Source organism: Methylobacterium gregans (genome assembly GCF_022179245.1).
GTDB classification, from domain to species: Bacteria; Pseudomonadota; Alphaproteobacteria; order Rhizobiales; family Beijerinckiaceae; genus Methylobacterium; species Methylobacterium gregans.
The window spans coordinates 1-12,558 of sequence record NZ_BPQM01000045.1 but is presented as its reverse complement, the minus strand read 5'-3'; the positions used below and the strand labels follow the sequence as shown (position 1 = coordinate 12,558).

Sequence of the window (12,558 nt, the reverse complement as noted above, 5' to 3'; positions counted from 1 at the left end):
ATGCTGCGCGCGCGCTTCACCGCAGAGATGAAGGAGGCCATGAAGGCCGGCGAGAAGGACAAGCTCGCCACGATTCGGATGATTCAGGCGGCGCTCAAGGACAAGGATATCGAGGCCCGGGGCCTCGGCAAGGAGGCGGTCTCCGACGAGGAGATCCTGGCCCTCCTGCAGAAGATGATCAAGCAGCGCACCGAATCGGCCGGCGTCTACGAGCAGGGCGGACGTCCGGAACTCGCCGCCAACGAGCGCGCCGAGATCGCGATCATCCAGGGCTTCCTGCCCCAGCAGATGGACGAGGCCGAGACCAAGGCCGCGATCGAGGCCGCGATCACCGAGACCGGTGCCGCCGGCCCGAAGGACATGGGCAAGGTGATCGGCGCCCTGAAGGGCAAGTTCGCCGGCCGGATGGATTTCGGACGGGCCAGCGGCCTCGTGAAGGACGCGCTCGCCGCCAAGGGCTGAGGCATCGACTGTGCGCCGCCGTCCCTGACGGCGGCGCGTGTCCGCTACTCCATCGCGCGCTTCACGAAGCGGTCCTCGAAGGTCTTGGCGAGGTCGATCTGCGCGCCCTGCAGCTCGGGGTCGAGGGTGCGGACTAGGTCCAGCACGCTGTTCATGCCGTCGCGGCTCGGGATGCCGGTGCGCGAGTAGGTCGGCGCAGAGTTCTTCACCGCCTGCACGTAGAGCGCTCGGTCGCCGAAATGGTAGGCCGGCGGCACGAGGTCGGCGATCTCCTCGGGGCTCGCGGCGGCGAGCCATTTCAGCGCCTTGGCGAAGGCGTTGACCACTTTCTGTGTGCCGGCCGCATGGCGCTCGATCCAGTCCTGCTTGGTGTAGACGACCGCCGCCGGATTCGGGCCGCCGAACAGCAGGCGCGTGCCTTCGTCGGTGCGGGTATCGACCAGCACCTTGATGTCGCCGTCCGCCTCCAGCTTCGCGACCACCGGATCGAGGTGCGAGACCGCATCGATCTCGCCCTTCTTCATCGCCGCGATGGCGCCCGCGCCGCCGCCGATGCCGATCAGCGGCGCGTCGGACGCCTTCAGGCCGGCTTTGATCATCGCGAATTGCGCGGTCAGCGCGGTCGAAGAGCCCGGCGCCGTCACGCCGATCTTGCGCCCCTTCAGGTCGGCCACGGTCTTCACCGTGTCGGCGAGGTCCTTGCGCACGCCGATGACGATGGCGGGCAATCGGCCGAGCTCGCAGACCGCCCGCACATCCTGCCCCTTGGCCTGCATGCGCAGCGTGTGCTCGTAGGCGCCGGTGACGATGTCGACCGAACCGCCGATCAGCGCTTGGAGCGAGCGGGCACCGCCGCCGAAATCATTGATCTCGGCCTCGATGCCTTCCTCCTTGAAGAAGCCCTTCCGCTCGGCGATCGTCAGCGGCAGGTAGTAGAGCAGGGGCTTTCCGCCGACGCCGATGCGGACCTTCACGATGTCGGCGCGGGCCGTCTGCCCGAGGCCCAACATCGCTGCGGCACCGATGAGGAAACTGCGACGTTGCATCTGCGGGATCCTTATCAGCCTTGGTTGCCCGCCTGCGGGCGCCAGACGAGGAGACGGTTCTCGATCAGCGTGACGAGCGTGTCGATCACGATGACGAAGACGGTGAGGATCAGCATGCCGGCGAAGACGCCGGTCACGTCGAACACGCTCTCGGCCTCGTGGATCTTGTAGCCAAGGCCCGCCGACGAGCCGAGATACTCGCCCACCACCGCGCCGACGAGCGCGAAGCCGACAGCGGTGTGGAGCGAGGAGAACATCCAGGTCAGCGCCGAGGGCCAGTAGACGTGGCGCAGCAGGCCGCGCTCGCTCATCCCGAGCATGCGGGCGTTGTTCAGCACCACCGGGCTCACCTCGCGCACGCCCTGGTAGACGTTGAAGAACACGATGAAGAAGACGAGCGTGAAGCCGAGCGCCACCTTCGACCAGATGCCGAGCCCGAACCACAGCGCGAAGATCGGCGCCAGCACCACGCGGGGCAGGGCGTTGGCCGCCTTGATGTAGGGGTCGAACACGGCGGCAAGCAGCGCGTTCCTGGCGAACAGGAAGCCGAATGCGATGCCGCCCGCCGCCCCGAACACGAAGGCCAGCACGGTCTCCTGCAGGGTGATCCAGAGATGGCCCCAGATCTCGGGCGTCAGCAGCTCGGCCCAGGCGCGCGCGAGCACCGCGCCCGGGGTCGAGAAAAAGAACTGAATCTGCCGCGTCTCGCCGAGGACGGGGTAGACGGTCAGCACGTGCCAGATCCCGAGGCCGACGAGGCCGACGCCGATCTGGAGCGCGAGGAGCACGAGGCGGTTCACGGTCTGGACTCTCCGGGGCGGGTCAGGCCGGGCCGTCCGCATAGGCGCGCGTGACCTCGACGCGCAGGCAGGACCAGATCTCGCGGTAGAGGTCGTGGAAGCGGGGCTCCAGGCGGATCTCGCTGATGTCGCGGGGCCGGGCGAGCGGCACGGGGAAATCGCCCACGACGCGCGCGGCGGGGCCGGCCGAGAGCACGATGACCCGGTCGGAGAGCGCGATCGCCTCCTCCAGGTCGTGGGTCACGAAGATCACCGCCTTGCGGTTCTGGGCCCAGAGGTCGAGCAGCAGGTTGCCCATGATCTGCCGGGTCTGGGCGTCGAGCGGCCCGAAGGGCTCGTCCATCAGCAGGATCTCGGGATCGCGGATCAGCATCTGGGCGAGCGCCACGCGCTTGCGCTGGCCGCCCGAGAGCATGTGCGGGTAGCGGTCGGTGAAGGTCGCGAGCCCGACCCGGCCGAGCCAGGCGCGCGCCCGCTCCAGCGCCTCGGCCCGGCGCACGCCCCGGGGTTCGAGGGCCACCGCGACGTTGTCGAGCGCGCTCTTCCACGGCATCAGCGCGTCGGCCTGGAAGAGGTAGCCGGCCCGGCCGTTGAGGCCGCCGAGCGGTTGCCCGAAGATGTCGACCCGGCCCGAGGCGGGCTTCAGCAGGCCCGCGGCGGCGTTGAGGATCGTGGACTTGCCCGAGCCCGTCGGGCCGACGACGGCGACGAACTCGCCCGGCCGCACCGCGAGATCGATGCCCTCCACGGCGACGTAGCGCTTGGCCCCCTTGAGCGTGAAGGCGATGGTGACGTCGCGCAGCGCCACCGCCGCGTCCTGCGGCACCCGCGCGTCGATCTTCTCGGCCGAGCCTTGCCGGCTGCCGTCCATCCGCGTTCCTCCCGCGGCCGCTCGGGCGCTGGTCCTGGCGGCCGTCCTTGCTTTCTCCCCGAGGCCGCCGGCGGATGCAATCGTGCGTGGATCGGCCGGGCGTAACAGAACCGCCCCGTCCAAAGGGATTTATCGCGCGCTGACGGGGATGAAAAACCAAGTCAGCGCAGACGCGCCGCGCCCTCGGCGAGGGCGCGGGTCAGCTCGGCGGCGTCGCGGATCTTCGCCAGGGGCGCGCCCTGTCCGGCCCAGAGCGGGGTGAAGTCGCCCGATCCCCGCGCCTCGGCCGCGGCGCGCACGGGTTGCAGCGCCACCGCCGCGCGCGGAAAGGCCGGGGCGTCGGGGGCGATCGGCCCCAGCGCCCGCATCGCGCGGTTGCGGATGCCGCGGGCGGGCCGGCCGGTGAACACCGTGGTCAGCGCCGTGGCGGCATCGTCAGCCTCCGCCAGGGCACGCGCGTGGACCGCCGACAGGCCGGCCGCGTCGCAGGCGAGATAGGCGGTGCCGACCTGCACCGCCGCGGCGCCGAGCGCGAAGGAAGCCGCGGAGCCTCGCGCGTCCGCGATGCCGCCCGCCGCGATCACCGGCATGTCGACCGCGTCCACCACCTGCGGCACGAGCGCCAGGGTGCCGATCTGCCCCGCGAGATCCTCCGAGAGGAAGAGGCCGCGGTGGCCGCCGGCCTCGACGCCCTGCGCGATGATCGCGTCCACACCCCGCGCGGCGAGCCAGCGCGCCTCGGCGACCGTGGTGGCACAGCCGAGGATGCGGCAGCCCGTCTCCCGCACCGAGGCCAGCAAGTCGGGATCGGGCAGGCCGAAATGGAAGCTGACGACGGGTGGCCGAAGCTCGGCCACGATCTCGGCCATCCCCGCGTCGAACGGCGCACGCTCAGGACCCGGCGCGACCACCGCCGGGTCGAGGCCATACTCTGCGTAGAACGGGGCGAGGCGGGCAGCCCAGGCCGCCTCCCGCCCGGGATCCGGCGCGGCGCGGCGATGGGCGAAGAAGTTGAGGTTGAAGGGGCGGTCGGTCCGCGACCGCAGCGCCGCGACCTCGGCCCGGACCTGGTCCGGGCTCATCGCCGCGCAGGCGATCGAGCCGAGGCCGCCCGCCGCACTCACCGCGGCCGCGAGCGCGGGCTTCGGCCCGATCATCGGAGCCTGGATTACCGGGTGCTCCAGCCCGAACTGCTCGCAGAACGCGCGCCGCAGATCGCTCATCCGTCCCTCTCCGACTCGAAAGATGGACGAGGGATGCATCTTCCGCGGCTCTGGCGCCAGCCCGCCGGCCCTGCCTTAGAACGGCAGGAGGACGTCGATCACCTGCTGGCCGTAGCGCGGCTGCTGCACGTCGGTGATCTGGCCGCGGCCACCGTAGGCGATGCGGGCCTGCGCAATCTTGGCCGAATCGATGGTGTTGTCGGACTCGATGTCCTCCGGCCGCACCACGCCCGCCACGATCAGCTCGCGCACCTCGAAATTGACCCGGATCTCCTGCTTGCCCTCGACCACGAGGTTGCCGTTCGGCAGCACCTGCGTGACGACCGCGGCGACGCTCGTCGTCACGGTCTCGGCCCGCTGCACCGAGCCGGCGCCGTCGCTCGAGGTGTTGGAGGTGGCGTTGAGCAGCTTGTCGGCGGCGATGCCGGCCGCGGCGACGCCGGCATTCTTCTCGAGGCCGAAGGCGTTCGGCAGGCCGAAGCCCTCGCTGTTCGAGCGCGAGCGCTTGGTCTCGTTGTTGAGGTTCGCCCGGTCGGTGACGTTCACCTTCACGGTGACGAGGTCGCCGATGCGGGCGGCGCGCTGGTCCTTGAAGAAGGCCCGAGACCCCGTGCGCCAGAGCGAGTTCGGTGCGTAGGAGACCGGCTGCACATCCGGCATCGGCATCCGCACCGGCCGGTAGCCGGGCTGACTCGTCGGATCCTCGATCGCCGAGAGGGCCGGCTGCGCGCCGATCTGCGAGAGCCGGTCGGCGGTGTTGCAGGCGCCGAGCCCCGCGCAGACGAGCGCGAGGAGCGGGAGATGCAGGACGGCGCGGGTCGCAGATCGGGTCATGGGCTTGAACCGGCGTGTCTGGATCAACGGAGGGCGGTGGAGCCGGGCAGGGCGGCGCTGGCCTGCCGCTGCGGACCGGCGGGGCTGACCGAGACCCGGCCCTGGCCCACGACGACGGCCTGCAGCACCTTCTTGGAGGCCGCGTTGACGACGTTGACGGCGGCGCCGAGCCGGCCCGGCTCGCTGGCGATGCCGCGCATCGAGAGGGTGATGCCGGGTGCCTCGTAGAGGATCGTCACCATCTCGCCGCGGGCGACAAGTTCGGGCGGCGCGGTGTCGCCGCTGCGCAGCACCGTGCCGACAGCGAGGGCGCGCTGCGCGACCTCGCCGGGGACGGCCTGCGCGAGCGCGTCCTGCGGCGCCCCCTCCCGCGGGCGACGCTCGAGCGTGACGTCCGCCTCGGTGAGGCGCTCGCCGCGCCCCACGGCGCGGACCAGCACCGCGACCTCGCGCAGCTCGACCGCGACGCCCGTCACCCGCAGGCTTGCCTGACGCTCGCCGAGGCTGATCAGTCCGGCGAGGCGGCGCGTGCGCGGATCGTAGGTGAGGTCGAGCGCGGCGACCTGCCCGCCGAGGTCCGTCGGCGCCAACAGCACCGGTCCCTCGCCGTCGAGGCGCACGCTCAGCATCGTCGGGTCGAGGCCGTAGCCGGCCTGCAGGCCGCGCTTCAGCGCCGCCTCGATCTCGGCCGCCGCGACCCGGCGCGCGGCGCGCTGCACGCTGACCTGCGCGCGGCCGCCGGTCTCGACCGGGCCGAGGCCGGCGGAGGCGGCGGCGTCCACGATGCGCCGCGCCTGGATCGTGCCGGTGGCGCCCAGCGCGGGCGCCCGGAAGAGCGGGCGCGCCGCCGCAGCCGCGGGGGCGTTCTCCACGAGGTCGCCGAGGGTGAGCACGTCGCCACGGGCCGTCACGTCGCCGCGCAAGCGCATCGGTGCCTCCGCCAGCGCCGGCAGCGTCCAGGCCCCGATCATCGCGAAAGCCGCGAAGGCGAGCCCGGCGCGCAGCGCCACCGCGAAGGGCATCGGCGCGACGCGCGCGGTCGGCCGGCGCACGATCGGCTTCAGGTCGGCGAGGTCGGGTCGATCGTCGACATCGTGGATGGCGGGGGTCTGGGCGTACATCGCGGCTCGGGCGGTTCTGGAACGATCGATCATGGCGCGTCCCGGGATCAGCTGCGGAACATCTGCGAGGTGGTGGAGAGCATCTGGTCGGCGGCGGTGACGACCTTCGAGTTCATCTCGTAGGCGCGCTGCGCGGCGATCAGCGACGAGATCTCGGTGACGGCGTTCACGTTCGCCTCCTCGAGATAGGATTGCTGGAGGTTGCCGAACCCTTCCGTGCCCGGCACGCCGTTGATGGCCGGACCGGAGGCGGCGGTCTCGATGAACAGGTTGTCGCCGATCGATTCGAGGCCGACCTTGTTGACGAAGCGCGCGAGCTGGAACTGGCCGAGCTGCTGGGGCGCGGTCTGGCCCGGCAGGGTCGCCTGCACGGCGCCGGTGGCGCTGATCTGCACGGAGGTCGCGGTGTTCGGTACCGTGACGCCCGGATCGACGAGGTAGCCGTCGCGGGTGACGAGCTGGCCCTGCGCGGAGAGGTCGAAGGATCCGTCGCGGGTGTAGGCGGTGCGCCCGTCCGGCAGGGTGATCCGGAAGAAGCCCTCGCCGCGCACCGCGACGTCGTACTCCTTCTCGGTCGAGGTGAGCGTACCCTGGGCCATGACCCGGGCCGTCGAGCTGGTCTTCACGCCCGAGCCCACCGCGAGGCCGGCCGGGAGCTGCGTGTTCTGCTCCGAGGTCGAGGAGCCGGCCCGGCGCAGGTTCTGATAGAGCAGATCCTGGAAATGCGGCTGCTGGCGCTTGTAGCCGGTGGTGCGCAGGTTCGCGATGTTGTTCGAGATGACCTGGACGTTGAGTTCCTGGGCCGCCATGCCGGTGGCGGCGGCGTAGAGGGCGCGCATCGGTCGAAGCTCCCTTAGGCGACGTCGGCGAGGCGGCGGATCGCCGTGCCCCGCAGGTCGTCGAGGCGCGAGATCATGCTGGAGACCGTCGCGTAGCTGCGGTTCAGATCCATCAGCCGCGTCATCTCGACGACCGGCCGGACGTTGGAGCGCTCCAGCGCGCCGGCCTCGAGCCGGCCCTGGAGACCGGCGGGTTGGGCCGGCGCGGGGGAAGCGTAGAGGTTGCCGCCCTCGTTCGTGAGCCGCTGCGGGTTGGCGAAGGTGACGAGCCGGATTCGGCCGCGCACGCCGAAATTCGTGGATACGGTGCCGTCCGCGCCGATGGAGAGGCCTGTCTCCTGCGCGTTGATCGCGATCGGGCCACCCTCGCCGAGCACCGGGTTGCCGTCGCTCGTCACGATCTGGCCCTGCGCGTTCATCTCCAGCGCGCCGTTGCGGGTGTAGCGCTCGCCCTGGGGCGTCTGCACCGCCAGGAAGGCCTCGCCGCGGATCGCCACGTGGAGCGGGTTGCCGGTCTGCTCGATGGGCCCCTGGGCGAGGTTGAGCACCGTGCCCTGGTCGATGACGTAGGAGACGCGGCGGTCGGGCCCCGTGAAGGTGTCCGCGCTCGCCACCGGCATCAGGTATTCCTGGAAGCGAGTGTCCCGGGACTTGAAGCCGGTGGTCGAGACGTTCGCCATGTTGTTGGCGATGACGTCGAGCTGGCGCTGGAGCGCGGCCTGACTCGACACACCGACGAAGAGAGCGTTCTGCATCTGGGGACCCGGGACGTTCCGCGAGCGGCGGCTCCATCCACAGCGCATCGGACGTGCCAGACCGAGCCAGGACGACAAGTCATTGTTTATCAAATGCTTGCCGTCCGATGAACGCGACGGCGTCCGCGGCGCGAAGCGCCCGGCGGCAAAGCCGACCCGGCAGTTCTTGCCGGCTTAACGGCGCGTTAACCGCGTTCGCCGGATATCGGAGGGCGCCGGCCGTCCGCTTCTAGGATGGGTCGGACCAATCCCGATTCTGCGCCGGATCCGACGCTCATGGCCAAGAAGCCCAAGAAGGCGCCCGCCGCGGAGGGCGAGGCCGGCGAGGCCGAGGCCCCGAAGAGTCGCAAGAAGCTCTTCATCGCCGGGGGCGCCGTGGCGCTCCTCGTGCTTGGTGGCGGCGGTGCCTTCGTGATGAAGAAGCGCGGCGCCGAGGCGCAGGCGGCCCATGTCGAGGAGCAGAAGCCCGTCGTCTTCCTCGACATGCGCGAGATGATGCTCAACCTCTCGCCGGAGGGCGGCTCGGGACAGGATCGGGCGAAGTACGCCAAGCTGCGCATCACCCTGGAGCTGAAGGACGCCAAGGTCGAGGGCGAGGTGAAGCCCCTGATGCCGCGCGTCGAGGACACGCTGCAGGTCTACATGCGGGAGCTGCGCCCGAGCGACCTCTCGGGCTCGATCGGCCTCTACCGGCTCCGCGAGGAATTGCTGCGCCGGGTCAACGTCGCCGTCTACCCGGCCAAAGTCGAGGCCGTGCTCTTCAAGGACGTGATCCTCCAGTAGGCCCGCGCGATGGAACCGGACGATCCGAACCTCGAGGACGACTGGGCCGCGGCCCTGATCGAGCAGAACAACAGCGGCGAAGGGGGCGACGCCTCGCTCGCCGAGGAGTGGGGCGCGGCGCTCGCCGAGCAGGGCACCACCCGCAACGCCAGCGACGTCGCGGCCGAGTGGGCGACGATGATCGAGGACGGGGAGGCCGACGACCTCCCCGAACTCGCCGGCAACGACCGCATCCTCAACCAGGACGAGATTGACGGCGTCCTGGGCTTCTCCATGCGCGAGCTCTCGGCCTCCGGGGCCGGGGGCGTGCGCGCCATCGTCGATTCGGGCGTCGTCCAGTACGAACGCCTGCCGATGCTGGAGATCGTCTTCGACCGGATGATCCGGTTGCTGTCGACATCCTTGCGCAACTTCTTCCAGGACAACGTCGAGGTCACGCTCGACAACATCACCTCGGTGCGCTTCGGCGACTACGTCAACGCGATCCCGCTGCCCACGCTCCTCGGCGTCTTCAAGGCCGATACCTGGGAGAATTCGGGCCTCGTCACGGTCGAGCAGAACCTCGCCTACTCGACGCTCGACCTCCTGCTCGGGGGCAAGCGCGGCGGCTCCTCGACGCGCCTCGACGGCCGGCCCTTCACGGGCATCGAGATGCAGCTCGTGCGCCGTCTCGTGGAGATCATCCTGGGCGATCTGGAGCAGTCGTTCCAGCCGCTCTCGCCGGTGCACTTCGCCATCGACCGGATCGAGACCAACCCGCGCTTCGCCACCATCACCCGGCCCGGCAACGCCGCGATCCTGATCGGCCTGCGCCTCGACATGGACGGACGCGGCGGCCTGCTGCAGATCCTCTTCCCCTACGCGACGATCGAGCCGATCCGTGAACTGCTCATGCAGAGCTTCATGGGCGAGAAGCTCGGCCGCGATCAGATCTGGGAGGGCCATCTCGCCACCGAGATCTGGCAGGCGGACCTGACCATGCAGGCGGTGCTGCACGAGATGATGCTGCCCCTGAAGCGCGTGATGGGGCTGAAGGTCGGCGACACGCTGATGTTCGACGCCAAGCCCACCGACCTGATCACGGTCCGCTGCGGCGACTGGCACCTGACGCAGGGACGGATCGGCCGGATCGACGACAGCATCGCGGTCCAGGTGACCCGGCCGCTGCGGCGCTCGCGCACCACGCTCCAGGCCTACGAGGCCTCGATGAACAACCGCAACGAGGGGTAGCGCGTCCGATGAGTACCCTGGTCACGCTGCTCGCCGACGGCCTCGTCGCCGTCCTGCTCGTCGCCACCATCGCGACCTCGGTCCGCCTGTCCCGCCGCATCCAGCAGATGAAGGCCGACGAGGCGGCCTTTCGTCAGACGATCGGCGACCTGATGGCCGCGAGCATGACCGCCGAGCGCGCGATCGCGGGCCTGCGCGCGGCCATCGACGAGTGCGACCGGAGCTTGGCCGAGCGCCTGGAGGCGGCAGCCCGCAGCGCCGCCGAGATCGCCGCCCAGGTCGCTGCCGGAGAGGGCGTCATCGCGCGCATCGGCGCCATCGTGGGTGAGGCCCGCGGCTCGGGCCGGCCGGCGGCCGCCACTCAGCCCGGCCTGCAGCAAAGCCTGCCGCAAAGCCTGCCGCAAGCGCCCGCGCCCCTGGCGCCCTCCGAGCCGGCCGAGGGCCAGCACAGCGAGCGTCTCGGGGCGGCGGCGGCTGCCGCGCTGGCGATGACAGAGCGGGCGCTGCAGCGCGTGCGGAGCCGCGCCGCGTGAGCGCCCGTCCCACCGCGAAGCAGGAGGCCGGCAAGGTCGCTGGCCAGATCGGCGGCAAAGTTGCCGGCAAGGCGGTGGTCAAGGCCGCCTCGGCGCTGCGCCTGTCCCGCCTGCGCGAGCCGCGGCCGCTGCGCCTGCGACTCGTCGATGCGGTGACGCTGGCGGCTGCCGGGCTGCTCATCCTCAAGCTCCTCTCGCTCTCCCATACCGAGGAGACCGTCGGGGGCGAGCTGCCGTCCTTCGCCCGCGCGCTCGCGCTGGCCCGCACCGGCTACGAGCCGAAAGACCCGGCGACGACCGGCTCGGTCGGCCAGAAGGACCAGGAGAAGACCGCCGAGAAAGCCGGCGAGAAGCCTGCGGAGCCCCCGCGCGCGCCGCAGCCGCCGCCCGAAGCGGGCTCGGCCACTGAGCGCGCGCTTCTGGAGAAGCTCGGAGCCCGCCGCGAGGCCCTGCGGCAGAAGAGCGAGGAGCTGGAGCTGCGCGAGCGCATGATCGGCGAGGCGGAGCGCAAGCTCGAGGCCGGCGTCGGCGAGCTGCGGCAGGCCGAGGACAAGGTCGAGGGCGCCGGCCGGGAACGCGCCGAGGCCGAGCGGGCGGGCATGAAGAACATCGTCACCATGTACGAGACGATGAAGCCGAAGGACGCGGCCCGGGTCTTCGACCGGCTCGGACACGAGGTACTGGTGCCGCTCGTGGTCGCCATGAATCCGCGCAAGATGGCCGAGGTTCTGGCCGTGATGCAGCCGGAGGCGGCCGAGCGCCTGACTGTGGCGCTCGCCAACCGTGCCCGTGGCGTCGCCCCGGCCCAGCAGGCTTCAGTCCCGGGCCTGCCGCCGAACGAATTGCCGGCGATCGACCCGGGCGCCGCGCGCTGAGCCGCCCTGGCCTCGCCATTCGGGGCTCCACCCCGAACTCCGCCGAAGGGTGGTCCACCCTTCGGGATCCCGACCTTTCCCCCGCGGGCCGCTCGCTTGACATCCGCACCGAATGCCCGGAAGCCCCCGCGCAGAGCGGACGGCGCGGGGAGGGGTTATGGACGTCATCGAGACCGAGATCCCGGCGGTGAAGCGGGTGCGCCCGAAGCGCCACGGCGACGCGCGCGGCTGGTTCTCGGAGACTTTCCGGGCCGACGCGCTGGCCGCAGCCGGCATCGCCTGCACCTTCGTGCAGGACAACCAGTCGTTCTCGGCGCCGAAGGGGACGATCCGCGGTCTGCACTTCCAGGTCCCGCCGCAGCCGCAGGCCAAGCTGATCCGGGTGCTGGCGGGCGCGATCCTCGACGTGGCGGTCGATATCCGGCGCGACTCGCCGACCTTCGGCCGTTACGTCGCCGTGATCCTCGACGCCGAGGGCGGCGAGCAGCTCTTCATCCCTCACGGCTTCGCGCACGGCTTTTGCACGCTGACCCCGGACGTGATGGTCGCCTATAAGGTCGATTCCTACTACAGCCCCGCCCATGACCGGGCGCTCGTCTGGAACGATCCGGAGATCGGCATCGACTGGCCGGTGACCGAGGCCGAGGCGATCCTCTCCGATAAGGACCGGCGCGCGCCGCGCCTCGCGGATCTCGGGCCGGCCTTCTAGGCGGCGAGGTCCCTGGCTCGCCACAATCTTCCTGTCTGGGACGTGACAGGCGGGCTCGACGCGGCCTGACGCCCCGAAGACGTGAACCCGCCGACGACGGAGACGATGGATGCGGATACTGGTGACCGGCGGCTGCGGCTTCATCGGCTCGGCGCTCGTCCTGCATCTGGTGCGGGATCTCGGGCACGAGGTCGCCACGCTCGACGCGCTCACCTACGCGGCCAACCCGATCTCGCTGCAGCCTCTCGCCGACGACCCGCGCCACCGCCTCGTCGAGGCCGACATCTGCGACGCGGACGCCGTCCAGGCCGCCTTCGCCGACGTCCGCCCCCAGGCCGTGATGCACCTGGCCGCCGAGAGCCACGTCGACCGCTCGATCACCGGACCCGGCGCCTTCATCCGCACCAACGTGGTCGGCACCCAGGTCCTGCTCGACGCCGCACGCCGCCACTACGCGGGCCTCGCCGGGACGGACCG

15 protein-coding genes are annotated in these 12,558 nt (G+C 71.1%); 7 read left to right on the top strand and 8 right to left on the bottom strand.

Annotated features, from left to right (window positions below):
* The gene (locus MFF54_RS10425) at window positions 1–462 is read left to right on the top strand and encodes a GatB/YqeY domain-containing protein (protein ID WP_238302685.1); all 462 of its coding nucleotides are present in this window, start codon (window positions 1–3) and stop codon (window positions 460–462) included.
* A 44-nt stretch (window positions 463–506) separates the two neighbouring features.
* Here MFF54_RS10425 and MFF54_RS10420 read toward each other — a convergent pair whose 3' ends face one another.
* From MFF54_RS10420 to flgF, 8 genes are all read right to left on the bottom strand, one after another.
* Entirely contained in the window at window positions 507–1,508 is a 1,002-nt protein-coding gene (locus MFF54_RS10420; protein ID WP_238302684.1) for an ABC transporter substrate-binding protein, read from the bottom strand.
* A 14-nt stretch (window positions 1,509–1,522) separates the two neighbouring features.
* Window positions 1,523–2,308 (bottom strand): ABC transporter permease, encoded by a 786-nt coding sequence (locus MFF54_RS10415; protein ID WP_238302683.1) that lies wholly within the window; start codon window positions 2,306–2,308, stop codon window positions 1,523–1,525.
* A gap of 22 nt (window positions 2,309–2,330) precedes the next feature.
* Entirely contained in the window at window positions 2,331–3,179 is an 849-nt protein-coding gene (locus tag MFF54_RS10410) for an ABC transporter ATP-binding protein (RefSeq protein WP_238302682.1), read from the bottom strand.
* Between the two features lie 161 nt (window positions 3,180–3,340).
* Window positions 3,341–4,402, bottom strand: a complete 1,062-nt coding sequence (locus tag MFF54_RS10405; RefSeq protein ID WP_238302676.1) for an NAD(P)H-dependent flavin oxidoreductase — start codon at window positions 4,400–4,402, stop codon at window positions 3,341–3,343.
* Between the two features lie 75 nt (window positions 4,403–4,477).
* Entirely contained in the window at window positions 4,478–5,236 is a 759-nt protein-coding gene (flgH, locus tag MFF54_RS10400) for a flagellar basal body L-ring protein FlgH (protein ID WP_238302668.1), read from the bottom strand.
* A gap of 23 nt (window positions 5,237–5,259) precedes the next feature.
* Window positions 5,260–6,357 (bottom strand): flagellar basal body P-ring formation chaperone FlgA, encoded by a 1,098-nt coding sequence (flgA, locus tag MFF54_RS10395; RefSeq protein ID WP_370880290.1) that lies wholly within the window; start codon window positions 6,355–6,357, stop codon window positions 5,260–5,262.
* Window positions 6,358–6,404: 47 nt separating this feature from the next.
* Window positions 6,405–7,196 carry a flagellar basal-body rod protein FlgG gene (flgG, locus tag MFF54_RS10390; protein ID WP_238302658.1) on the bottom strand — a complete coding sequence of 264 codons (792 nt, stop codon included), beginning with the start codon at window positions 7,194–7,196 and terminating at the stop codon, window positions 6,405–6,407.
* Between the two features lie 14 nt (window positions 7,197–7,210).
* A complete protein-coding gene (gene flgF / locus MFF54_RS10385) occupies window positions 7,211–7,951 on the bottom strand; it encodes a flagellar basal-body rod protein FlgF (protein ID WP_238302650.1) in 741 nt (246 codons plus the stop codon).
* Window positions 7,952–8,227: 276 nt separating this feature from the next.
* Here flgF and fliL point away from each other — a divergent pair, with 276 nt between their 5' ends.
* The 6 genes from fliL to MFF54_RS10355 all read left to right on the top strand — a co-directional run.
* Window positions 8,228–8,734: a flagellar basal body-associated protein FliL gene (gene fliL, locus MFF54_RS10380; RefSeq protein ID WP_238302635.1), complete on the top strand. Its 507-nt coding sequence runs from the start codon at window positions 8,228–8,230 to the stop codon at window positions 8,732–8,734.
* A 9-nt stretch (window positions 8,735–8,743) separates the two neighbouring features.
* The gene (fliM, locus tag MFF54_RS10375) at window positions 8,744–9,964 is read left to right on the top strand and encodes a flagellar motor switch protein FliM (protein ID WP_066921077.1); all 1,221 of its coding nucleotides are present in this window, start codon (window positions 8,744–8,746) and stop codon (window positions 9,962–9,964) included.
* A gap of 8 nt (window positions 9,965–9,972) precedes the next feature.
* Window positions 9,973–10,497 carry a DUF6468 domain-containing protein gene (locus MFF54_RS10370; protein ID WP_238302620.1) on the top strand — a complete coding sequence of 175 codons (525 nt, stop codon included), beginning with the start codon at window positions 9,973–9,975 and terminating at the stop codon, window positions 10,495–10,497.
* 47 nt (window positions 10,498–10,544) lie between these two features.
* Window positions 10,545–11,372 carry a MotE family protein gene (locus MFF54_RS10365; protein WP_370880291.1) on the top strand — a complete coding sequence of 276 codons (828 nt, stop codon included), beginning with the start codon at window positions 10,545–10,547 and terminating at the stop codon, window positions 11,370–11,372.
* Window positions 11,373–11,529: 157 nt separating this feature from the next.
* Window positions 11,530–12,081, top strand: a complete 552-nt coding sequence (gene rfbC, locus MFF54_RS10360; protein ID WP_238302611.1) for a dTDP-4-dehydrorhamnose 3,5-epimerase — start codon at window positions 11,530–11,532, stop codon at window positions 12,079–12,081.
* 109 nt (window positions 12,082–12,190) lie between these two features.
* On the top strand, window positions 12,191–12,558 hold a 368-nt coding region (locus MFF54_RS10355; protein ID WP_238302602.1), incomplete at its 3' end, for a GDP-mannose 4,6-dehydratase.

Excerpts from the sequence above, each read along its gene's own strand:
- fliL (WP_238302635.1), top strand. The coding sequence starts at position 8,228 with ATGGCCAAGAAGCCCAAGAAGGCGCCCGCCGCGGAGGGCGAGGCCGGC.
- flgA (WP_370880290.1), bottom strand. The coding sequence starts at position 6,357 with ATGTACGCCCAGACCCCCGCCATCCACGATGTCGACGATCGACCCGAC.
- MFF54_RS10410 (WP_238302682.1), bottom strand. The coding sequence starts at position 3,179 with ATGGACGGCAGCCGGCAAGGCTCGGCCGAGAAGATCGACGCGCGGGTG.
- flgG (WP_238302658.1), bottom strand. The coding sequence starts at position 7,196 with ATGCGCGCCCTCTACGCCGCCGCCACCGGCATGGCGGCCCAGGAACTC.
- flgH (WP_238302668.1), bottom strand. The coding sequence starts at position 5,236 with ATGACCCGATCTGCGACCCGCGCCGTCCTGCATCTCCCGCTCCTCGCG.
- fliM (WP_066921077.1), top strand. The coding sequence starts at position 8,744 with ATGGAACCGGACGATCCGAACCTCGAGGACGACTGGGCCGCGGCCCTG.
- MFF54_RS10370 (WP_238302620.1), top strand. The coding sequence starts at position 9,973 with ATGAGTACCCTGGTCACGCTGCTCGCCGACGGCCTCGTCGCCGTCCTG.
- flgF (WP_238302650.1), bottom strand. The coding sequence starts at position 7,951 with ATGCAGAACGCTCTCTTCGTCGGTGTGTCGAGTCAGGCCGCGCTCCAG.
- rfbC (WP_238302611.1), top strand. The coding sequence starts at position 11,530 with ATGGACGTCATCGAGACCGAGATCCCGGCGGTGAAGCGGGTGCGCCCG.
- MFF54_RS10425 (WP_238302685.1), top strand. The coding sequence starts at position 1 with ATGCTGCGCGCGCGCTTCACCGCAGAGATGAAGGAGGCCATGAAGGCC.
- MFF54_RS10420 (WP_238302684.1), bottom strand. The coding sequence starts at position 1,508 with ATGCAACGTCGCAGTTTCCTCATCGGTGCCGCAGCGATGTTGGGCCTC.
- MFF54_RS10405 (WP_238302676.1), bottom strand. The coding sequence starts at position 4,402 with ATGAGCGATCTGCGGCGCGCGTTCTGCGAGCAGTTCGGGCTGGAGCAC.